The sequence below is a fragment of the Mesoflavibacter sp. SCSIO 43206 genome (genome assembly GCF_019904215.1).
Lineage (GTDB): Bacteria > Bacteroidota > Bacteroidia > Flavobacteriales > Flavobacteriaceae > Mesoflavibacter > Mesoflavibacter zeaxanthinifaciens.
In genome coordinates this window covers 1,228,099-1,249,793 of sequence record NZ_CP063201.1, presented here as the reverse complement: position 1 = coordinate 1,249,793, position 21,695 = coordinate 1,228,099, and the positions used below count along the sequence as shown (strand labels likewise).

General features: G+C 32.3%; 19 protein-coding genes. 10 read left to right on the top strand and 9 right to left on the bottom strand.

The window, feature by feature from the left end:
• Positions 1–22: 22 nt before the first annotated feature.
• Together INR78_RS05930 and INR78_RS13680 are read left to right on the top strand one after the other, a co-directional pair.
• Entirely contained in the window at positions 23–931 is a 909-nt protein-coding gene (locus tag INR78_RS05930; RefSeq protein ID WP_223077622.1) for a type IX secretion system membrane protein PorP/SprF, read from the top strand.
• A gap of 22 nt (positions 932–953) precedes the next feature.
• A complete protein-coding gene (locus INR78_RS13680) occupies positions 954–2,852 on the top strand; it encodes an OmpA family protein (protein WP_223077873.1) in 1,899 nt (632 codons plus the stop codon).
• A gap of 214 nt (positions 2,853–3,066) precedes the next feature.
• Here the strand turns inward: INR78_RS13680 and INR78_RS05920 are convergent, their stop codons facing one another.
• The 3 genes from INR78_RS05920 to INR78_RS05910 are packed head-to-tail and all read right to left on the bottom strand — an operon-like array spanning position 3,067 to position 4,692.
• On the bottom strand, positions 3,067–3,561 hold the full coding sequence (locus tag INR78_RS05920; RefSeq protein ID WP_223077872.1) for a YciI family protein: 495 nt from the start codon (positions 3,559–3,561) through the stop codon (positions 3,067–3,069).
• On the bottom strand, positions 3,561–4,040 hold the full coding sequence (locus tag INR78_RS05915; RefSeq protein WP_106680942.1) for a CYTH domain-containing protein: 480 nt from the start codon (positions 4,038–4,040) through the stop codon (positions 3,561–3,563). The genes INR78_RS05920 and INR78_RS05915 overlap by 1 nt, the downstream gene beginning before the upstream one ends.
• Position 4,041: 1 nt before the next feature.
• Positions 4,042–4,692, bottom strand: a complete 651-nt coding sequence (locus tag INR78_RS05910) for a lysoplasmalogenase (protein WP_223077871.1) — start codon at positions 4,690–4,692, stop codon at positions 4,042–4,044.
• 31 nt (positions 4,693–4,723) lie between these two features.
• On the opposite strand from INR78_RS05910, the gene dinB reads away from it, so the two are divergent.
• Entirely contained in the window at positions 4,724–5,827 is a 1,104-nt protein-coding gene (gene dinB / locus INR78_RS05905; protein ID WP_223077870.1) for a DNA polymerase IV, read from the top strand.
• A 143-nt stretch (positions 5,828–5,970) separates the two neighbouring features.
• Here dinB and pyk read toward each other — a convergent pair whose 3' ends face one another.
• The 5 genes from pyk to INR78_RS05880 form a co-directional block, all read right to left on the bottom strand.
• A complete protein-coding gene (gene pyk / locus INR78_RS05900; protein ID WP_223077869.1) occupies positions 5,971–7,413 on the bottom strand; it encodes a pyruvate kinase in 1,443 nt (480 codons plus the stop codon).
• Positions 7,413–7,898, bottom strand: a complete 486-nt coding sequence (locus INR78_RS05895; protein WP_223077868.1) for an IPExxxVDY family protein — start codon at positions 7,896–7,898, stop codon at positions 7,413–7,415. Before INR78_RS05895 ends, pyk begins: the two co-directional genes overlap by 1 nt.
• Positions 7,899–8,024: 126 nt before the next feature.
• Positions 8,025–8,771 (bottom strand): ribonuclease III, encoded by a 747-nt coding sequence (gene rnc / locus INR78_RS05890; RefSeq protein ID WP_027879416.1) that lies wholly within the window; start codon positions 8,769–8,771, stop codon positions 8,025–8,027.
• A 13-nt stretch (positions 8,772–8,784) separates the two neighbouring features.
• Positions 8,785–10,035, bottom strand: a complete 1,251-nt coding sequence (gene fabF / locus INR78_RS05885) for a beta-ketoacyl-ACP synthase II (protein WP_106680931.1) — start codon at positions 10,033–10,035, stop codon at positions 8,785–8,787.
• A gap of 11 nt (positions 10,036–10,046) precedes the next feature.
• Complete coding sequence (locus tag INR78_RS05880; protein WP_027879414.1) at positions 10,047–10,280, bottom strand: acyl carrier protein; 234 nt, start codon at positions 10,278–10,280, stop codon at positions 10,047–10,049.
• Positions 10,281–10,451: 171 nt separating this feature from the next.
• On the opposite strand from INR78_RS05880, the gene INR78_RS05875 reads away from it, so the two are divergent.
• The 4 genes from INR78_RS05875 to INR78_RS05860 all read left to right on the top strand — a co-directional run bounded on the left by INR78_RS05875 (position 10,452) and on the right by INR78_RS05860 (position 14,648).
• A complete protein-coding gene (locus INR78_RS05875; RefSeq protein WP_223077867.1) occupies positions 10,452–11,018 on the top strand; it encodes a phosphoribosylglycinamide formyltransferase in 567 nt (188 codons plus the stop codon).
• Complete coding sequence (locus tag INR78_RS05870) at positions 11,011–11,652, top strand: viroplasmin family protein (RefSeq protein ID WP_223077866.1); 642 nt, start codon at positions 11,011–11,013, stop codon at positions 11,650–11,652. The genes INR78_RS05875 and INR78_RS05870 overlap by 8 nt, the downstream gene beginning before the upstream one ends.
• Positions 11,653–11,720: 68 nt before the next feature.
• A complete protein-coding gene (locus INR78_RS05865; RefSeq protein ID WP_223077865.1) occupies positions 11,721–12,644 on the top strand; it encodes a PfkB family carbohydrate kinase in 924 nt (307 codons plus the stop codon).
• 105 nt (positions 12,645–12,749) lie between these two features.
• The gene (locus tag INR78_RS05860) at positions 12,750–14,648 is read left to right on the top strand and encodes an amidophosphoribosyltransferase (RefSeq protein ID WP_223077864.1); all 1,899 of its coding nucleotides are present in this window, start codon (positions 12,750–12,752) and stop codon (positions 14,646–14,648) included.
• Positions 14,649–14,910: 262 nt separating this feature from the next.
• Here the strand turns inward: INR78_RS05860 and INR78_RS05855 are convergent, their stop codons facing one another.
• Entirely contained in the window at positions 14,911–15,519 is a 609-nt protein-coding gene (locus tag INR78_RS05855; RefSeq protein WP_223077863.1) for a superoxide dismutase, read from the bottom strand.
• Positions 15,520–15,655: 136 nt separating this feature from the next.
• Between INR78_RS05855 and INR78_RS05850 the strand changes: the two genes are divergently transcribed.
• The 3 genes from INR78_RS05850 to INR78_RS05840 all read left to right on the top strand — a co-directional run bounded on the left by INR78_RS05850 (position 15,656) and on the right by INR78_RS05840 (position 21,692).
• Positions 15,656–18,799, top strand: coding sequence for an exodeoxyribonuclease V subunit beta (locus INR78_RS05850; RefSeq protein ID WP_223077862.1), 3,144 nt, complete (start codon positions 15,656–15,658; stop codon positions 18,797–18,799).
• A 139-nt stretch (positions 18,800–18,938) separates the two neighbouring features.
• Positions 18,939–20,132 carry a glycine C-acetyltransferase gene (gene kbl / locus INR78_RS05845; RefSeq protein ID WP_223077861.1) on the top strand — a complete coding sequence of 398 codons (1,194 nt, stop codon included), beginning with the start codon at positions 18,939–18,941 and terminating at the stop codon, positions 20,130–20,132.
• Positions 20,133–20,258: 126 nt separating this feature from the next.
• Complete coding sequence (locus INR78_RS05840; RefSeq protein WP_223077860.1) at positions 20,259–21,692, top strand: OmpA family protein; 1,434 nt, start codon at positions 20,259–20,261, stop codon at positions 21,690–21,692.
• Positions 21,693–21,695: the final 3 nt, after the last annotated feature.

The window sequence follows — 21,695 nt, the reverse complement described above, 5'->3', positions numbered from 1 at the left end:
TCATACAACCAATACAGATATAATGAAAAAAATATATATCCTATTCGCTTTGCTCTTTGCATTGCAAGCACAAGCACAGCAAGATCCACAATACACACAATACATGTATAACATGAATGTGGTCAATCCAGCTTACGCGGGTTCATACGAAGGTGTTGCCATAGGCGCACTTTACAGAAGCCAATGGGTAGGTTTAGAAGGAGCACCATCAACAGGAACCTTAACCATACACTCGCCAGTAGGTAAGCGTGTAGGTTTAGGTTTATCCTTAATAAGTGACGAAGTAGGACCAGTAAACGAGACTAATGCGTATGTAGATTTCTCATACACCTTACCGGTAGGGACAGGAACAAAATTAGCATTTGGATTAAAAGCAGGAGCTACTTTTCATGACATTGGATTAACTTCAGTAGAAGTATTAGATCCAAACGATCCTTTCTATTCAGAAAACATCAATGAAGTCACACCAAATATAGGAGCAGGTTTATATTTTTATAAGCCAAACAAGTATTACATTTCTGCATCGATGCCAAATATTTTAGAATCTGTACACTTAGATGCTAATGGGTTTAAAATAGGGTCAGAGACCCAACACGCATTTTTAGCTGCAGGATATGTTTTTGACTTATCAGAGAACTTTAAGTTAAAGCCACATGTAATGACAAAGCTAGCGTTTAGTTCACCAGTGACTTATGATGTTAATCTAAACCTATTTATGTATGATTTTGTAGAAGTAGGCGCAGGTTACCGTTTAGACGATTCGTTTAGTGGTATGGTTAACTTTTTAGTAGCACCAAACTTAAGAATCGGTTATGCATATGACAGTGTTAACTCACAATTAGATGTTGTAACTAACTCATCCCATGAGATATTTATCAACTTTGATATCAATCTACCAAGAAAAGTATCAAGATCACCACGTTATTTCTAATCAGATAAGCTAACCAAGAACAATGAAACATATACAATTATTTATAGTTTGTGCCTTAATAAGCAGTTTTAGTCTAACTGCTCAAAATAGTACCACAAAAAAAGCCGATAAACTTTTTGCTAAGTATCAATTTGTAGACGCTATAGAGGCCTACAATAAATTAGTAGAAAAAGGAGAAGCCGATGCTTATGTCTACTCACAATTAGCAGAAGCCAACTACAATATCTATAGTACCGAAGCAGCCGAAAAATGGTATGCTAAAGCATTTGAAGCAGGAGCAAACGATGCAGAGATGATCTACAAGTATTCAGAAATGCTAAAAGCAAACGGAAAGTACGAAGCATCAAACACGCAAATGGATAAGTTTGCTGCAATGAAGCCATCAGATGACAGAGCAATGATGTACAAGTCTAACCCAGATTATTTATCAAAAATCTTAGACAAAGGAAAAACCTTTAACGTACAAAACTTAGACATCAACACAGCTACATCAGATTTTGGAGGTACGCTTCAAGATGGTAAACTATACATTACTAGTTCTAGAAATGATAACCGTAAAAAATACGGATGGAATGAAGAACCATTTTTAGATATCTACGAATATACTGTAGCAGAAGATGGGACTTACCAAGGTGAAGAGCTTTTAGAAGGTGATATTAACACAAAATACCACGAAGGTATTGTAAGCTTTACACCAGACGGAAAGACTATGTATTTTTCAAGAGAAAGTTTCTTTGAAAACATCTATGAAAAAGACAGTTTATCAAATACTAAAATTAGTGTATTACACCTATTTAAAGCCACAAAAGACAGTGATGGTTTTAGCGAAGTAGAAGCCTTAACTATCAATAGTCCAAACTACTCAATAAAAAATCCAAGTGTAAGTGCAGATGGAAGTATGATTTACTTTGCAAGTGATATGCCTGGAGGATATGGTAAGTTTGATATTTACAAAGCAACTTTAGATGCAAACGGAAATGTAGGCACACCAGAAAACTTAGGTCAAAAGGTAAATACCGAAGGACAAGAAATGTTCCCATACATTAGTAGTGATAACACACTTTATTTCTCTTCAACAGGTCACTTAGGACTTGGAGGTATGGATGTATTCCACACTAAAGAAATAGACGGTAAAATGGCACCTATACGTAATGCAGGAACACCAATAAACAGTAATGGTGATGACTTTGCTTTTAGAATGAATGAAGAGACAGGAGAAGGGTTTGTATCGTCTAACCGTGAAGGAGGAAAAGGAAGTGATGACATCTATGCTATTAAAAAGTTACAACCATTATGTGATGTATTAATTACAGGAACTGTAGTAGATGAGAAAACAGGAGACGCAATAGCAGGAGCAACAACAAGCTTAGCCGATGCTAACGGAAACATTTTAGCTACAAAAACTACTAATGCAGAAGGTGTTGTAGAGTATATTGTAGAATGTGAAACAGATACAGAGTTACAAGTCACTATGGAAGGTTACGAAAGTAACAAAGTAAGCGTAGATGGTACTAACGAAGAAGAAGTAGCAGTAAGCGTAGCATTAACACCAATAGAAGAGATTGTAACACCTGTAGAAGTGGTGTTAAACCCAATTTACTTTGAGTTTGATAAATCAAACATCACTGCAAAAGCAGCGTTTGAATTAGACAACTTAGTACAAGTAATGAATAAATACCCAGATATGGTGATAGAAGCAACGTCTCACACAGACTTTAGAGGTTCTGATAGCTACAACCAAGCTTTATCAGAAAGACGTGCGCAAACTACAAGACAGTACATTATCTCTAAAGGTATTGATGCTAGCAGAATATCTGCAACTGGTAAAGGTGAAACTGAGCCTGCTGTAGATTGTAACCCTTGTAGTAAAGAACAACACCAACTTAACAGAAGAAGTCAGTTCTTGATTGTTAAGCAGTAATCTAAATTTTATGCTGAAATAATCAGCTTTATTAATATTAAAAAAGCGGTGATTTGAAAGTTTTCAAATTACCGCTTTTTTTGCGTTAAGGATGGTAGTGGCATCCTTTTTTTGCTTCCATATAAGGCAAAAAAAGATATAACGAACAGCCTGTTAAAACGCCTAAATCTTTACAATAAAAAAAGCCTCACTAATTAATTTGCAAGGCTTTGGGTTATCGTAATTTGAAACCTTTTGCAGCCCACCATGGATGAATTTCGACCTGAAGTCTACCTGCTTTAACCATAGGGTCTGAATTAGCTAAACTGTCTGCTAACTGTTGGTTAGGTACATTGTAAATTGTGATGCCTCTAATATCTCCATCATCACCAAATGGGCCAGATATGTCTGCAAAACCCATTTCGTACATTTTGCCTAAATGAGCTAAATGCTGGTCTTGGAGTTGTTTAGTTTCTTCTTCGTTTTGACTTCTTATAGGTCCTGCTTTTAAAAAAGCTATGTAATATTCTTGCATTAAAAAGGTGTCTTTAGTTTTTTCTTCTACATAATAGAAAGTTTTAAATCCTTTGTTTTTTAATAAAGAATCTTGCTCTTTAATAGATAGTTTAATGGACTCTTTAACTACCTGCTTGTCTTGTATATCTACATTCTTATTTTCTGTTTTACATGCTAAAATTGATAAAGAAGCAAAAATTAAAAGTCGTTTCATTATTTCCATGTTTTAAAAGGTTGATTACTTAACTGAGAGTTATAATATTTAATATCTCCTGTTACTTCTTCTCCTAACCAATTAGGTTTTTCAAATATTTCGTTTTCATTATTAAGCTCTACTTCTGCTAAAACTAAACCCTTATTGTCTCCAAAAAATTCATCAATTTCAAAAATATGATTTCCAAGTTTTACTTCGTAACGCATCTTATCAATAATTCCTTTTTTACATAGCTTAAAAAGCTGTTCTGCATCTTCTTTTTTAATTTCTTTTTCCCACTCAAACCTTGATAATCCATCATTTGAAGAAGCTCCTTTTATTGTTAAAAAACCCTTATTTCCTTTAAGCCTAACTCTAACGGTTCTTTCTTTATCTGTACTTAAAAACCCTTGTTTGATATGTGTTTTATTAAAAGCTTGGTGTTTAAATACCTGAGATTTAACTAAAAATTTTCTTTCTATTTCTATTGTAGATGACATATTATTTATTGATTGGTATATATAATGCGGACAGTGCTATAAAACATATTGCAGCCCAATAAGTAGATAATATAATTAATTCTGAAAAAGAAAACTTAATAACAAACATATTATAAGCTAAAACGGCATCAGAAATTAAAAATAAAATAGCTCCTACAGCTACTAGTCTATAAACTTTATTACTGTTTATAAAATATAAATTTAATGCTTGCCAAGCCATAATAACAATACAAATTATATACAAAATAACTGGTATTAATAATTGCCCTAAATTATCTTTTAATACAAAAAACATTGCTATTGCAAAGAGTATTAAAAACACTAATGGTTTAAAATTATATAAAAATCCATTTACAGTTGTAAATGCATAAGTAAACAGTATATGACCTAATAAAAATGAAGCTAAACCGTATATAAATAAATGCTCAAACATTAATAAAACATCCCCTATTAAACAGAAACACAAACCCAGAATTATTATTAAAGCGTATTTACTTAATTTAAGTTTAATGAAAATTATAGGTAAAAGTAAAATCAAAACCGTTGTCAAAGGTTTTAAAATATAAAACCAATTAATAAGCTTAAAAAATGAGGTAAAAATAGCGGTTAATGCAACAATAAAAGTTATTAAAAGGTAGGTGGATTTTTTCATAATTATACATTGTAATTTATAAATTTACATCATGTCAAGTGATTTACCAATAAGAAAAATTATTCATGTAGATATGGATGCATTTTACGCATCTGTAGCCCAAATGGATAATCCAGATCTAAAAGGTAAACCCATTGCTGTTGGTGGTGGCGGTACACGTGGTGTTATAAGTGCTGCCAGTTATGAAGCTAGAAAATTTGGTGTTAAAAGTGCTATGTCTGGGCAATTAGCAAAAAAATTATGTCCTGAATTAATTTTTGTAAAGTCAGATTTTGGGCGCTACAAAGAAATCTCTAATAAAATTAGAGCTATTTTTTTTGATTATACTGACTTAGTTGAACCTTTATCTTTAGATGAAGCCTACTTAGATGTAACACAAAACAAAAAAGGAAATCCTAGCGCATCTTTAATTGCTGAAGAAATTAGAAATCGAATTTACAATGAGGTTGGCTTAACAGCATCTGCAGGAATTAGTATTAATAAATTTGTTGCTAAAGTTGCTAGCGATTACAACAAACCTAACGGACAAAAAACAGTTAATCCTGAAGAGGTTTTAGGTTTTTTAGAAGCTTTAGATATAAGGAAGTTTTATGGTATCGGTAAAGTTACTGCCGAAAAAATGTACCAAAAAGGCATCTTTACTGGTAAAGATTTAAAGTCAAAAACTATTGAATACCTAGAGCAACATTTTGGTAAATCTGGCGCCTATTATTATCATATTGTAAGAGGTGTACATAACAGTCAAGTTAAACCAAATAGAATTAGAAAAAGCCTTGCTGCAGAGCGTACATTTAGTAAAAATTTATCTTCTGAAATATTTATGCTGGAAAAATTAGAGCATATTGCCGAAGAAGTATCTAAAAGGTTAGAAAAAAACAGTGTTGCAGGAAAAACAGTAACTTTAAAAATTAAATACAGCGATTTTACTTTGCAAACTAGAAGTAAGACTCTACCCTATTTTTTTGCAGATAAGTCTGTAATTTTAGAAACTGCTAAAGATTTATTATATCAAGAAAAATTAAATAATTCTGTGAGATTATTAGGTGTTTCTTTATCAAACTTAAATACAGAACAAAACACTAAAAAGACAGAAGAAAAGAAAAGCGTTAGCGTACAATTAAAATTTAAATTTTAATAAAAAACCAGCTTCTTAGTAGGAAACTGGTCGTTAAATATTTGTACTGTTGTTGGCTTTGCGTTAGCGATTGTAGCACTGTTGGAGCTACTCTCAGAGAGCGACTGCGAAAAGCGCGACCCGATAGGGTAACGCCCTAAAATTTAGAAGCTACAACTTTCTATTTCTGTTACTCTTAATGTGTTTACCATTCCTTTATCTTGTATTGGCATGGCAGCAAGACTTATTAACATATCCCCTTCTTCTAAAAAGCCTTTTTTACAAGCTATTGCATTAACATCTTCAATAGTCTCATCTGTACTTACATATTTATCATAATAAAATGCAGTTACGCCCCAAAGTAAACTTAACTGTGTTAAGATACGACGATTAGATGTAAATACTAAGATATGTGCGCTTGGTCTCCAAGCTGAAATTTGAAACGCTGTGTAACCACTATTTGTTAATGTTGAAATTGCTTTTGCATCAATCTCATTAGCCATATTTGCAGCATGATAACATATAGATTTTGTTATGTATCGTTTAGTACGGATATGTGGTGGCGATTGTGGTACTTTAATTAAGTCTGAATCTTCAACACTTTTAATAATATTAGACATTTGACGAATTACCTGAATAGGATATTGTCCTACACTAGTTTCTCCTGATAACATTACTGCATCTGCACCATCCATTACCGAGTTACCTACATCGTTAACTTCTGCACGAGTTGGCGTTAAGCTATTAATCATAGTTTCCATCATTTGTGTAGCTATGATTACTGGTATTCTAGCTTTTTTAGCACGTAATACTAATTGCTTTTGTACTAATGGTACTTCTTCTGCAGGAATTTCTACACCTAAATCTCCACGTGCTACCATTAAACCATCACAGTAAGCAACAATTTTATCTATGTTTGCTACACCTTCTGGTTTTTCAATTTTAGCAATAATTGGTATTTTATGGTCACTATTTTTCTTAATCAACTCTTCTAGCTCCATTAAATCTTCTGCATGTCTTACAAAAGAAAGTGCTATCCAATCTACACCAAGCTTACATGCAAAAATAGCGTCTTCTACGTCTTTTTCTGTTAAAGCTGGTTGAGATATATTAGTATTAGGTAGGTTAACTCCTTTTTTAGATTTTAATGGTCCGCCTTGTATTACTTTAGCAATAACTTCTTTTTTCTTATCTGTAGAAACAACTTCAAAAATTAATTTTCCATCATCTAATAGAATACGCTCTCCTGGTTTTGCATCTTGAGGAAAATTATCATAAGTCATGTAGACACGTTCTTTTGTACCTTCAAATCTTTCTCCTGTTGCAAAAATAATTTCGTCACCTGGATTTACAATAACTTCTTCTTTCATTACGCCAACGCGTAATTTTGGTCCTTGTAAATCTGCTAAAATAGAAGCATTGTAACCATACTCTTCATTTAGTTCTCTAATCATTTTAACTCGCTCTTCTACATCTTTGTAATCTGCATGAGAGAAGTTAATTCTAAATACGTTAGCGCCTTCGTCTAACATTCCTTTTAATACCTCTTTACTACTTGTTGCTGGTCCTAAAGTTGCAACTATTTTGGTTTTTTTTCTTTTTGGCATTAGTCGAATATTAAGTTGTTTTTAGTTTTTAAAGTATCTACATCTATACTATAAGCTGTAACTACTTGTGGTATTTTTAACAGTTTGTTTAGTATCTGTTTTTCTTTGTTAATAGTAAGGTCTGTTTCTATCTTAAGCAGATAATTAACCTTTTTATATTCTGGAAGCAAGTAATGTGTGGTCGAACCAAAATTTTCGTTTCCAAAAAGTGAGTTAAGTGACTGGTTTTGTTCTTGTTTAACTTTACAAATATTAGAGACTAGATGATAGGTTACATGTTGTTGTTTTTCATCAAAATCAAATAGTGTAAATCTTGATTTGTCTTTTGTAAAACAAACGTCATCTTTATTTCTTTTTAGTTGTAAATCTAAAACTTGATTAATTAAATAGGCTAATCTAAAATCTTCTATGGTACAATGTATACCTATCAGGCTAAACTGTTCTTCTTCAAAAAAATCGTCTAACAATAATTTTTTTACAGCCATTTTTGTTTACTTAACTAAATGTAAATATAATGTTTAAAGGCTTATTTTAAGCATGTTTTACGTATTCTTAACATGAAAAAATACGAAAACGTTGTAGTATTGTGTTATTTTTTTAGAATGAAATATTTACAGAATAGCAGCTTTTGTTATCTGTTTTTGAAATGCAAAAAAGGCTCTTTTGGATGCTTTTTCTTCTGCCTTTTTTTTGGAAGTTGCTCTAGCTTTTGATACAATTTTATGATCAATAGATAATTTTACAGCAAAATGTTTTACACTGCTATTGCCTGTGTCTTCATAAACATTATAATCAAAATGTTTTTTTTCTTTTTGACACCATTCTATCAACAAACTTTTATAGCTAATCACCTTACCTTCAAGCTTTTCTATATCTACATAAGGTTCGATAATTCTATCTTCTATAAATTTTTCGCAGGCTTTATAACCTTTATCTAAATAAATGGCTCCTACTAATGCTTCAAAAAGATTACCATGAATATTGTCTCCAAATTGCCCTTTAGGTATTTTACTTTCAACAAGATTAATTAAACCTAAGTCTTTTCCTAACTCATTTAAATGCTCTCTACTTACAACTTTAGATCGCATTTTTGTTAGATAGCCTTCATCGCCACTAGGCACTTCTGTATATAAGTAGTGAGCTATTACGGCACTTAGCATAGCATCTCCTAAAAACTCTAAACGCTCATAGTTTACTATGTGCCCTTTACTATCTCTAATATTCATAGAGCGATGCGTAAAGGCTGTTTTATAGTATTTAAGATTTTTAGGTTTAAAGTTTACAATCTTAGATATAGACATAAAAAATTCCCCTTTGTCCTTAGACTGGGAATTAAATATGTTTTTAATACGTTTCATGTAAATTTTTGAACTAATCTATTTTCTTAAACAATACGCAAGCGTTATGTCCTCCAAAGCCAAAAGTATTGCTCATAGCTACTTTAATATCTCTTTTTTGAGGTTTGTTTAATGTTAAGTTTAGTTCTGGATCAATATTTTCGTCTACAGTTGTATGGTTAATTGTAGGAGGAACAGTACCGTTTTCCATAGCCAAAATAGATGCAATCGCTTCTATAGCTCCTGCTGCACCTAACAAATGACCAGTCATAGATTTTGTTGAGTTGATATTAATGTTTTTAGCATGATCACCAAAAACTGCTTTAATAGCTTTTAATTCAGCAACATCACCTAATGGTGTAGATGTTCCGTGTGTATTAATATGATCTACTTCTTCAGGTTTTAAACCTGCATTTTCTAGACAGTTTTTCATAACAGCTATTACTCCTATTCCATCTGGATGTGGTGCTGTCATGTGATATGCATCAGAAGATAATCCTCCACCAACAACTTCGGCGTAAATTTTTGCACCTCTAGCTTTAGCGTGTTCATATTCTTCTAATATTAATGCACCAGCTCCTTCACCTAAAACAAATCCATCTCGTGTAGCATCAAACGGTCTTGATGCTGTTTCTGGACTTTCGTTTCTTGTAGACAAAGCATGCATAGAATTAAATCCGCCCATTCCTGCTATAGTCACTGCTGCTTCACTACCACCAGTAACGATAACATCACAGTGTCCTAAACGTATATAGTTTAAGGCATCAATTAATGCATTTGCTGAAGATGCACATGCAGATACAGTTGTGTAGTTAGGACCCATAAATCCATTTTTAATAGATATGTTTCCTGGTGCGATATCTGCAATCATTTTTGGGATAAAGAAAGGATTAAATCTTGGTGTACCGTCTCCTGCTGCGTAGTTTAAAACTTCGTTCTGAAACGTTTCTAGTCCACCAATTCCTGCTCCCCAAACAACGCCAACTCTAAGTTTGTTGACCTTGTCTAAATCAAGGTTTGAGTCCGCAATAGCCTCGTCTGACGCGACCATTGCGTACTGTGTAAACCTATCCATTTTTCGGGCTTCTTTTCTATCAAGAAAATCTGTTGCCACGAAGTTTTTTAACTCGCAAGCAAAGTTAGTTTTGAATTTTTCGGTATCAAAATATGTTATAGGCGCTGCACCACTTTTTCCATTAACAAGTCCATTCCAGTACTCGTCTTTAGTGTTTCCTATTGGTGTTAGCGCACCTAAACCTGTAACTACTACTCGCTTAAGTTCCATAAATATTGTGCTTATTTTGCAGCTTCAATATAAGATACAGCTTGACCTACTGTTGCAATATTCTCTGCTTGGTCATCTGGAATTTGAATATCAAATTCTTTTTCGAATTCCATAATTAATTCTACAGTGTCTAAAGAATCTGCTCCTAAATCGTTTGTGAAGCTTGCTTCGTTTACTACTTCGTTCTCATCAACACCTAATTTGTCTACGATAATCGCTTTTACTCTTGATGCAATGTCTGACATAATTTTAATTTTTTAGTTTTAATTAAGTGGCAAAAATAAAAAACTTTAATTTAAAACACACTTTTAGTTGAAAAATGTGCTACTAAATTAAATAATTAAATCGGTTTTGCCCGTAATTGTTAATAATTATTACTTTTTTTGTTTGAAGAATTTAACACTGAAACTATATAAATGAAACGTGTAGTAATTTTTGCGTCCGGTAGCGGAAGTAATGCTGAAAATTTAATAAAGTTTTTTCACAATAGTGACAATGCTTCTGTTGTTCAGGTATTGACTAACAATCCTCATGCCAAAGTCTTAGACAGGTGTAAAAGACTAAAAGTTAGCGCCTTATCATTTAACAGGATTGCTTTTACACAAACAGAAGATGTGCTTAATATTTTAAAATCTTCTAATCCAGATTTAATTGTATTAGCTGGTTTTTTATGGAAGTTTCCAGAAAATATCTTAAAAAATTTCCCAAATAAAGTGATAAATATTCATCCTGCGTTATTACCAAAATTTGGCGGTAAAGGCATGTACGGAATGAATGTACACAAAGCTGTAGTTGAAAATAAAGAAACAGAAACTGGTATTACAATACATTATGTAAACGAAAATTATGATGAAGGCGCTATCATATTTCAAGCAAAATGTAAGGTTGAAGCTTCAGACAGCCCTGAAGATGTTGCTAAAAAAATTCATAAATTAGAAATGGAACATTTTCCAAAAGTGATAGATCGACTTTTAAATGAGTAAAAAGAAAAAAAAATATTATACCGTTTGGAAAGGTCATAAAACTGGAGTTTTTGAAAAGTGGGACGACTGCAAAGCCCAAATCAAAGATTTTAAAGGTGCTCAGTATAAATCTTTCGCCACTTTTGAATCTGCAAAAAAAGCTCTTAAAGATGGGCCAAAAGATTACATTGGTAAATCCAAGAGTTTTAAAAGCGAACTCTCTACCGAACAACTAAAAAAAATAGGACAACCTAATTATAATTCTATATCTGTAGATGCTGCATCTTCTGGTAATCCAGGAAAAATGGAATATCGTGGTGTAGATACCAAAACCAAAAAACAATTATTTATTCAAGGTCCTTTTGAAGAAGGCACCAATAATATAGGCGAATTTTTAGCTATTGTCCACGGATTAGCATTTTTAAAACAACATAATAGTAACCGTATTATTTATACCGACTCTAAAACCGCAATAAGTTGGGTTAAAAAGAAAAACTGCAACAGTAAATTAAAACGTAACGACAAAAACAAACCTGTTTTTGATTTGGTAGATCGCGCTGTAAAATGGCTTAAAGAAAATACTTACACTACTACAATCGTTAAATGGGAAACCAAAGCTTGGGGAGAAATACCAGCAGATTTTGGCAGAAAATAAGTTAAATCTTCTTTCATTTAAATACTCAGTAAAAATCGTATATTTGCGCCTTAATTTAAATCGCCCTTATGAGCAAATTAGTAATAGTAGGTACAGTAGCTTTTGATGCTATTGAAACACCTTTTGGAAAAACAGACAAAATACTTGGCGGAGCAGCAACTTACATAGGTTTATCTGCTTCAAATTTTCAGTTAGATGCAGCTGCAGTTTCTGTAGTTGGCGGAGATTTTCCTCAAGAATATCTAGACCTTTTAAAAGATAGACATATTAACATTGAAGGAATAGAAATAGTCCAAGAAGGCAAAACCTTTTTCTGGAGCGGTAAATACCATAACGACATGAACTCTCGTGATACGCTAGCAACAGAGCTAAACGTATTAGCAGATTTTAATCCTATCGTACCAGACAATTACAAAGATTCTGATGTTGTAATGCTAGGTAACTTACATCCTATCGTACAAATTGGTGTTTTAGACCAAATGACTAAAAAACCAAAATTAGTAGTTTTAGATACTATGAATTTTTGGATGGATACAGCTTTAGACCAATTACATGAAGTTATTAAACGTGTAGACGTCATTACAATTAATGATGAAGAAGCAAGACAATTAACCGGAGAATACAGCTTGGTTGTTGCAGCAAGAAAAATACATGAAATGGGTCCAAAATACGTAGTGATTAAAAAAGGAGAACATGGTGCGTTACTATTTCATGACGACAATGTATTCTATGCTCCAGCATTACCTTTAGAAGAAGTTTTTGACCCAACAGGAGCAGGAGATACTTTTGCTGGCGGATTTGCAGGTTATTTAGCAAGTACAGGCGATGTATCTTTCGAGAATATGAAAAACGCAGTCATTTACGGATCAACTTTAGCTTCCTTTTGCGTAGAAAAATTTGGAACCGAGCGTATGCTTACACTAACACAAGACGAAGTAAACAAACGACTGCAACAATTTAAAAATTTAACACAATTTGAAATCGAATTATAAAACCTATGCGCTCTAATTTTTTTGAGCGCATTTTTTATTAACTTGTTTTAAATTAAGGACATAAAAATTTATCATTCTTAAAAAACAACACACAACACAACTAAGATGAGTGATGCTTTAAAACACGAATGCGGAATAGCGCATATTAGATTATTAAAACCATTAGAATACTATAAAGAAAAATACGGTAGTGCCTTTTATGGTGTTAATAAAATGTATTTAATGATGGAAAAACAGCACAATCGCGGTCAAGATGGTGCTGGATTTGCGAGTATAAAATTAGATACAAATCCTGGAGAGCGATACATAAGTCGTGTAAGATCAATACAACAACAACCTATTCAAGATATTTTTGGTCAAATTAATAGTCGTATTAATCAAGTACTAACAGAACATCCAGAATATCAAGATGATGTTGCTCTACAAAAAAAACACGTTCCTTACATTGGCGAAGTGCTTTTAGGACATGTACGTTACGGTACATTTGGTAAAAACAGTGTAGAAAGTGTACATCCATTTTTAAGACAAAATAATTGGATGCACCGTAATCTAATTCTTGCAGGAAACTTTAACATGACCAATGTTAAAGAGTTATTCCAAAACCTAGTAGATTTAGGACAACATCCAAAAGAATATACAGACACCATTACTATAATGGAAAAAATTGGTCATTTTTTAGATGATGCAGTAAGCAAAGTCTATAAAGACCTAAAAAAAGAAGGTTACAGTAAACATGAGTGTTCACCATTAATTGCAGAACGTTTAAAAGTACACAAAATATTAAAACGCGCTGCTAAAAATTGGGATGGAGGATATGCTATGGCTGGACTTTTAGGTCATGGAGACTCTTTTGTCTTACGCGACCCAGCAGGAATTAGACCAGCTTTTTATTATAAGGATGACGAAGTTGTTGTTGTAGCATCAGAGCGACCTGTAATACAAACCGTTTTTAACGTAGAATTTGATGATGTAAAAGAACTAGAGCCAGGTCACGCTATAATTACAAAAACTTCTGGAGATGTATCTATAAAACAAATTTTACAACCTTTAGAGCGTAAATCTTGTAGTTTTGAACGCATCTATTTTTCTAGAGGAAGTGATGCCGAAATCTACCAAGAACGTAAAACATTAGGTAAATTATTGATGCCTCAGGTACTAAAAGCAATAGATAACGACACAAAAAACACTGTTTTTTCTTACATACCTAACACAGCAGAAACATCTTTTTACGGATTAATTGATACTGTAGAAGAACATTTAAACGAAAGAAAAACACAAGATATTTTAAAAGGTAATGGTAATTTATCTAAAGAGCAAGTTATATCTATCTTAGAAGAAACACCTCGTATAGAAAAAATAGCCATTAAAGACGTAAAACTAAGAACGTTTATTACCGAAGACAGTAGTCGTGACGATTTAGTGGCACACGTTTACGATGTAACTTACGGCGTTATAAAACCAACCGATAACTTAGTAATCATTGACGATAGTATTGTACGTGGTACAACTTTAAAGAAAAGTATTATTAAAATGATGGATAGATTACATCCTAAAAAAATAATAGTTGTTTCTTCTGCACCACAAATACGCTATCCTGATTGCTATGGTATAGACATGGCTAACTTAGAATCTTTAGTTGCTTTTAATGCTGCTTTAGAGCTATTAAAAGAAAACAACAACTACAATTTAGTTGAAGAGGTTTACAAAAAATGTAAAGCACAAGTAGATCTTGCAGATAAAGACGTACAAAATTTTGTAAAAGAAATTTATGATCAATTTACTCCAGAACAAATTTCTGCTAAAATATCAGAGTTACTAACAGACAGTTCTGTTAATGCTGATGTAGAAATTATTTTTCAATCTGTAGACAATTTACATAAAGCTTGCCCAGAACATTTAGGCGACTGGTATTTTACAGGTAATTACCCAACAGCTGGAGGTAACCGTGTGGTTAACAGAGCTTTTATTAATTTTTATGAAGGCAACAAAGAAAGAGCTTATTAACTAATTTGAAGGGTTTTCTTACCTAAAAGTCCGTTAAGCGATTTTTTTTACGTTTTGACTATTAATTACAATTATTGAAATTAATCTTCGTTATATTTGAGCTTACCATAACATAAGTAGGTTAAGTTCATGGTAGATTTGGGGCAAAAAAGCCGGACTCTCGTCCGGCTTTTTTATTGAAACAAATAATTGATTATCAATTTTTTACAAATAAAAAGGCAGACTAATTAGTCTGCCTTTTTATTTGTATTTCAGTAGATAACTACTTAGCTTCAGCGTATCTTCTTTCTACTTCATTCCAGTTAATTACATTAAAAAACGCTTCAATATAATCTGGACGTCTATTTTGATAGTTTAAATAATAAGCGTGCTCCCAAACATCTAATCCTAAGATTGGAGTACCTTCACAAGAAACACCTGGCATTAAAGGATTATCTTGGTTTGGTGTAGAACAAACTTCTACTTTACCACCTTTGTGCACACAAAGCCAAGCCCAACCAGATCCAAACTGTGTTGCTGCTGCTTTACTAAATGTATCTTTAAAATCTTCAAAAGAACCAAATTCTGCTTCGATAGCATCTTTTAATTCTCCAGACAAACGTCCTTTTCCTTCAGGATTCATTACCGTCCAAAATAAAGAGTGATTATAAAATCCACCTCCATTATTTCTAACAGCACTATTAGACATATCTAAATTAGTTAAAATGTCTTCAATAGATTTTCCTTCTAAGTCAGTACCTTCAATAGCACCATTTAATTTTGTAGTATATCCGTTGTGATGTTTACTATGGTGTATTTCCATAGTTCTTGCATCTATATGTGGTTCTAATGCATCATATGCATAACCTAATTCTGGTAATTCAAAAGCCATAATATATTTTTTTGTGGTTATTAATTTTTGTTTGTATCAAACTTAAAAATAATTTAGCTTTTTTCTCCAATAATGCTAATAATTTATAACTATTTTAAGATTGATTGTCCTTATCTTGTAACAAATTAGTTTTTTGATGAATAATATTGCTCCTTTTAAAGTATTTAACGCTTCTGCTGGAAGCGGAAAAACCTTTAACCTTGTAAAATCTTACTTAAAATTACTTTTTAAAACCGAAAATATTTTTGGGTTTAGAAACATTTTAGCAATGACATTTACCAACAAAGCTGTTGGTGAAATGAAAGAGCGTATTCTTAAAAAATTAAAAGATTTTTCTGAAGAAACCGTTTTAGATGGTAACGACGCTATGTTTAATGCTCTTTGTTTAGAACTAAATTTACAACCAGAATACGTTAACAAAAAAGCCAAAACATTATTAAGTACCATAATGCATAATTATGCTGCTTTTGATATTAGTACGATAGATGGTTTTAATCATAGATTAATCAGAACATTTGCTTACGATTTAAAATTACCCATCAATTTTGAAGTCGAGCTAGATACCGAAGCCCTATTAAATGAAGCTGTAGATAGCCTAATAGCAAAAGCAGGAACCGACAAAAAACTTACTAAAATCTTAATTGATTTTGCTATTGAAAAAGCTGATGACGATAAAAGCTGGGACATCTCTAACGACTTAAATAAAATTGCAAAAAAACTTACCAACGAAAACGACATACCACATTTAAAAGAAGCTTTAAAGAACAAAACTTTGGACGATTTTGAAAGCTTAAAAACCAGCTTAATCAAACAAATTAAATCTACAGAAAACCAAATTATAGATAATGCTAAAAGCATTTTAACAACATTTGAAAATAACGGTTTAACTAAAGCAGACTTTTCTAGAGGAACGCTTTTTAATCATTTTGAAAAAGCTTCATTATTACAAACAAATGGATTATATAATAATCAATTAGAAAGTAATATAGAAGAAAACAAAGTATACACTACAAAGCTAGATGCTAATAAAAAAGATATTATAGATAGTTTACTACCAGAGATTGGTTTAACCTATAAAACCATAAAAGCAGCTGTTTCTAATTTAAATTTCTTAAAAGCCATATATAAAAACGTTACACCGCTTTCTGTATTAAATGCTATTAATTCCGAACTTCAACTTATAAAAGACAATGAGAATAAATTATTAATTTCAGAATTTAACACACTAATTTCAAATCAATTAAAAGACCAACCAACACCATTTATTTACGAGCGTATTGGCGAAAAATTTAGACACTATTTTATTGATGAATTCCAAGACACTTCCGAAATGCAATGGAATAACCTAATCCCATTAATAGAAAACTCGCTTACCGCCGAAAATTTAAAAGGCGAAAAAGGAAGCGCTATGATTGTTGGTGATGCTAAACAAGCTATTTACCGTTGGCGTGGTGGTAAAGCAGAACAATTTATAGACTTAACCGAAGATAAAAACCCTTTTCCTGTAGATAAAAAGCTTATTGAGCTTGAAGAAAATTACCGTAGTCACAAAAATATTGTCACCTTTAATAATTCTTTTTTTCAATACATTTCAAACACAAGTTTTAGAAATGAGCATTATGCTAATTTGTATAAAAAAGCTAATCAAAATCCTACTATAAAAGAAGAAGGTTATGTAAGCTTTCAATTTTTAGATTTAAAGGAAAGCGAAGACGATAAAGAAACCCTTTATGCTAAAGAAACATACAATACCTTAAAAAAATGCTTAGATAATGGTTATGATTTAAAAGATATCTGTGTTTTAGTACGCAAGAAAAAAGAAGGTATTGCTGTAGCAAATTATTTAAGTGAAAACGATATTAAAATAATGTCTTCTGAAACAATGCTGATCGATAATTCCGAATCCGTACAGCTAATCAATAACATCTTAAGATTATTAGTCAATCCAAATAATTTTGAAGTTAGGATTAATGTACTTCATTATTTAGCAAGTATTTTCAACGTTGAAGATAAACACACATTTTTTAATCAAAATCTAAAATTAAATATTGATACTTTTTTTGGAAGCTTTAAACAATTTGGCATCGATTTTAATACTACAGAAATTGCACAACTTTCGCTATACGATAGTGTAGAAGATATTGCAAGACAGTTTAATTTACTACAAAATTCAGATGCATTTGTACAGTTTTATTTAGACTTAGTTTTAGAGTTTTCTCAAAAAAACATAACTGGTATTTCTGGGTTTTTAGATTACTACGACAATAAAAAAGACAGCTTAAGTATTGTGTCACCTAACAACCAAAATGCGGTACAAATAATGACCATACATAAATCAAAAGGATTAGAGTTTCCTGTGGTTATTTTCCCTTTTGCCGATTTAGATATTTATCGAGAGATAGACCCTCAAGAATGGTTTCCAATAGATAAAACCCTTTTTAACGGTTTTTCAAAAACACTAATAAACTTTAACAGTGATGTCGAAAATTTTGGAGAAATTGGTCAAAACATTTACAACAAACATAAGGCAGAACAAGAACTAGACAATATAAATTTACTTTATGTTGCTTTAACAAGACCTATAGAGCAACTACATGTTATTAGTAAAACAGATAATAATTTAAATGAATTAAATAGTTACTCTAAACTATTCCAATCTTATTTACAAACAGAACAATTATGGAGTGACAATCAAAACTTTTACGAATTTGGCAATTCAAAAAGAGAAATTATTCCAGCAGAAAAATCTTTAGAAACTTCATCTACCAAAAACATTATAAGTGTTAACAAAAAGGAACACAACATTAAAATAATTACCAAGTCTGGATATTTATGGGACACTAATCAACAGCATGCTATAGAAAAAGGAAACATTATACACGATATAATGTCAAAAATCTACACAAAAGACGATATCGATTTTGCAATAAATTTAGCTTTAGACAATGGACTTATCAATGATGACCAAGTAGAAAGTATCACAAAAAACATAAATGATATTGTAAACCAAAAATACCTTAAAGAGTTTTTTACAGATCAATATACAATTTATAACGAGCGTGATATTTTAACAAGCACAGGACAAATGATTAGACCAGACCGTTTAGCTATAAAAGACAATCAAGCTACAATTATTGATTACAAAACTGGTTTACCAAACCCAAAATACGAACAGCAATTAGAAATCTATGCTACGCATTTAAAAGAAATGGGATATCAAATTTCAAATAAAATTTTAGTTTTTATCAACGAGAATATTCAAACTAAAAATTATAATTAAGGCGTTACCCTTTTTCGTATAAACTACAAAGGGTCGTGCTATCCACTATATCTTTTTTGTTTTTAAAACAAAAAAGGATGTCGTTTCTATCACTAACGCAAAAACATTGCTAAATTTGTAAAAAAACAACCCTTAAATTATGTACACTAAAATTAAAGATCATTTAAATAAAGAATTACAAGACATAAAAGACAGTGGACTTTTTAAAGAAGAGCGTATAATAACTTCTGCTCAAGGTGCAGAGATTACATTAAATACAGGAGAAAAGGTTTTAAACTTTTGTGCAAATAATTACCTAGGTTTGTCATCTCACCCAGAAGTTATCCAAGCGGCAAAAGACACAATGGATACTCATGGTTTTGGAATGTCTTCTGTTAGATTTATTTGTGGTACACAAGACATACACAAAACCTTAGAACAAAAAATAGCAGACTTTTATGGCACAGAAGACACCATACTATATGCGGCAGCATTTGATGCAAACGGAGGTGTTTTTGAGCCATTATTAGGTCCAGAAGACGCAATTATATCAGACTCATTAAATCATGCATCAATTATAGATGGTGTTAGATTATGTAAAGCAGCAAGATATAGATACCAAAATAATAACATGGAAGATTTAGAAAAACAACTTATAGCAGCTAACGAAGCTGGAAGTCGTTTTAAAATTATTGTTACAGATGGTGTCTTTTCTATGGATGGTTTAGTAGCTCCATTAGATGAAATATGTGACTTAGCAGATAAATATGACGCTTTAGTTATGATTGACGAATGTCATGCTACTGGCTTTATTGGCGAAACCGGTCGTGGTACTTTAGAAGAAAAAGGCGTAATGGGCAGAATAGATATCATTACAGGTACCTTAGGAAAAGCATTAGGCGGAGCAATGGGTGGATACACCACAGGAAAAAAAGAAATCATAGAAATGCTACGTCAAAGATCAAGACCTTATTTGTTTTCTAACTCTCTAGCACCAGCAATTGTAGGAGCATCAATAAAAGTCTTTGATATGCTAGCTAATGATCACTCTTTAAGAGATCAACTAGAAGAAAACACAAAATATTTCAAAAAAGAAATGAAGGCAGCAGGATTTGATATAGTAGATGGTGATTCTGCAATAGTTCCGGTTATGCTATATGATGCTAAGCTATCACAAATAATGGCAAATAGATTGTTAGAAGAAGGCATATATGTAATAGGATTTTTCTATCCTGTTGTACCAAAAGAAAAAGCAAGAATAAGAGTTCAGCTTTCTGCTGCACATACAAAAGAGCATTTAGACAAAGCTATTAACGCCTTTAAAAAGGTTGGCAAAACTTTAGAAATCATTTAATAAACAACTGTTTAAACCTTAATAAAAACCTTAAATAATCAATATTTTTATATATTTGTCTTTGTTAATAATATTTAACAGCTTATTTTTGCTTCTAATTAACACTTAAAAATTAAATTTTTGAATATGAAAAATCTTAGCAGATTAATGTTCACAATGTTACTTGTAACTACTATGGGTAATGTTATGGCACAAGACCAAAACAATCCTTGGGCTATCAACTTCGGTGTTAACGCAGTTGATGTGTTTCCAGTAGGTGAAGACGCTCCACAAGGAGGTTATTTTGACGAATTTTTTAATGTTGGTGACCACTGGAGTATTTTACCATCATTATCTACAATCTCTGTATCTAAATATGTAGGAGACAACTTCTCTGTTCAAGTTGGAGGTTCTGTAAACCAAATTAAAAAGTGGGGATCAGATGCTACTTCTCCTAGTTTAGAAGTAGACGATTTAGCATACTATGCTGTAGATGGTAACGTAAGATATCACTTTGCTAATTTAATTAATTCAAAGAAAATTGACCCAGCAATTGGTATTGGTGGTGGTTACACTTGGATTGAAGAAGGTCCATACAACACTTTCTCTACAGCTGCTGGTACTAACAATACAGTAGGTGCTGGTACAGTTAATGCTTCTTTAGGATTAACTTACTGGTTCTCAGAAAACATTGGTTTATTCGTAGAGTCTAAATACAAGCACTCTTTTGAAGACTATTTAACTAAGCACTTCCAACACTCTGCTGGTGTTGCTGTAAGATTTGGTGGAACTGATACTGATGGTGACGGTGTATACGACAAAGATGATGCTTGTCCAGAAGTATTTGGATTAGAAGCATTCAATGGTTGTCCAGATGCTGATGGTGACGGAATCGAAGATTCTAAAGACGCTTGTCCTAACGAAGCTGGTTTAGCTGAGTTTAACGGATGTCCTGATACTGACGGTGATGGTATTGCTGACAATAAAGATAACTGTCCAGAAGTAGCTGGTTTAAAATCTTTAGGTGGTTGTCCAGATGCTGATGGTGACGGTGTAACAGACGCAGATGATAAATGTCCTAACGAAGCTGGTCCTAAAGCTAACAACGGATGTCCTTGGCCTGATACTGACGGTGACGGTGTAACAGATAACGTAGACAAATGTCCTAACGAAGCTGGTACTGTTGCTAACGATGGTTGTCCAGAAATAGTTGAGCCAACTCAAGAAGTTATGGAGCAATTAAACAGCTACGCTAAAACTATCTTATTTGATACAGGTAAAGCTAGTTTCAAAAAACAATCTTACTCTGTATTACAGTCTATTACTGCAATCTTAAAAGAATATCCAGAGTCTAACTTTACAATTGAAGGTCATACTGATAGTGTTGGTAGCAAAACTTTAAACCAAAAGTTATCTGATGCTAGAGCTAACGCTGTAATGGCTTACTTAATTGAAAACGGAATTGACACTGAAAGATTAAGAGCTTTTGGATTTGGTGAAGATTACCCAATCGACACTAACGCAACTGCTGCTGGTAGAAGAAACAACAGACGTGTTGAAGTAAAACTTAAAAAAGACTAAGTT

Excerpts from the sequence above, each read along its gene's own strand:
- INR78_RS05930 (WP_223077622.1), top strand. The coding sequence starts at position 23 with ATGAAAAAAATATATATCCTATTCGCTTTGCTCTTTGCATTGCAAGCA.
- INR78_RS13680 (WP_223077873.1), top strand. The coding sequence starts at position 954 with ATGAAACATATACAATTATTTATAGTTTGTGCCTTAATAAGCAGTTTT.
- INR78_RS05920 (WP_223077872.1), bottom strand. The coding sequence starts at position 3,561 with ATGAAACGACTTTTAATTTTTGCTTCTTTATCAATTTTAGCATGTAAA.
- INR78_RS05915 (WP_106680942.1), bottom strand. The coding sequence starts at position 4,040 with ATGTCATCTACAATAGAAATAGAAAGAAAATTTTTAGTTAAATCTCAG.
- INR78_RS05910 (WP_223077871.1), bottom strand. The coding sequence starts at position 4,692 with ATGAAAAAATCCACCTACCTTTTAATAACTTTTATTGTTGCATTAACC.
- dinB (WP_223077870.1), top strand. The coding sequence starts at position 4,724 with ATGTCAAGTGATTTACCAATAAGAAAAATTATTCATGTAGATATGGAT.
- pyk (WP_223077869.1), bottom strand. The coding sequence starts at position 7,413 with ATGCCAAAAAGAAAAAAAACCAAAATAGTTGCAACTTTAGGACCAGCA.
- INR78_RS05895 (WP_223077868.1), bottom strand. The coding sequence starts at position 7,898 with ATGGCTGTAAAAAAATTATTGTTAGACGATTTTTTTGAAGAAGAACAG.
- rnc (WP_027879416.1), bottom strand. The coding sequence starts at position 8,771 with ATGAAACGTATTAAAAACATATTTAATTCCCAGTCTAAGGACAAAGGG.
- fabF (WP_106680931.1), bottom strand. The coding sequence starts at position 10,035 with ATGGAACTTAAGCGAGTAGTAGTTACAGGTTTAGGTGCGCTAACACCA.
- INR78_RS05880 (WP_027879414.1), bottom strand. The coding sequence starts at position 10,280 with ATGTCAGACATTGCATCAAGAGTAAAAGCGATTATCGTAGACAAATTA.
- INR78_RS05875 (WP_223077867.1), top strand. The coding sequence starts at position 10,452 with ATGAAACGTGTAGTAATTTTTGCGTCCGGTAGCGGAAGTAATGCTGAA.
- INR78_RS05870 (WP_223077866.1), top strand. The coding sequence starts at position 11,011 with ATGAGTAAAAAGAAAAAAAAATATTATACCGTTTGGAAAGGTCATAAA.
- INR78_RS05865 (WP_223077865.1), top strand. The coding sequence starts at position 11,721 with ATGAGCAAATTAGTAATAGTAGGTACAGTAGCTTTTGATGCTATTGAA.
- INR78_RS05860 (WP_223077864.1), top strand. The coding sequence starts at position 12,750 with ATGAGTGATGCTTTAAAACACGAATGCGGAATAGCGCATATTAGATTA.
- INR78_RS05855 (WP_223077863.1), bottom strand. The coding sequence starts at position 15,519 with ATGGCTTTTGAATTACCAGAATTAGGTTATGCATATGATGCATTAGAA.
- INR78_RS05850 (WP_223077862.1), top strand. The coding sequence starts at position 15,656 with ATGAATAATATTGCTCCTTTTAAAGTATTTAACGCTTCTGCTGGAAGC.
- kbl (WP_223077861.1), top strand. The coding sequence starts at position 18,939 with ATGTACACTAAAATTAAAGATCATTTAAATAAAGAATTACAAGACATA.
- INR78_RS05840 (WP_223077860.1), top strand. The coding sequence starts at position 20,259 with ATGAAAAATCTTAGCAGATTAATGTTCACAATGTTACTTGTAACTACT.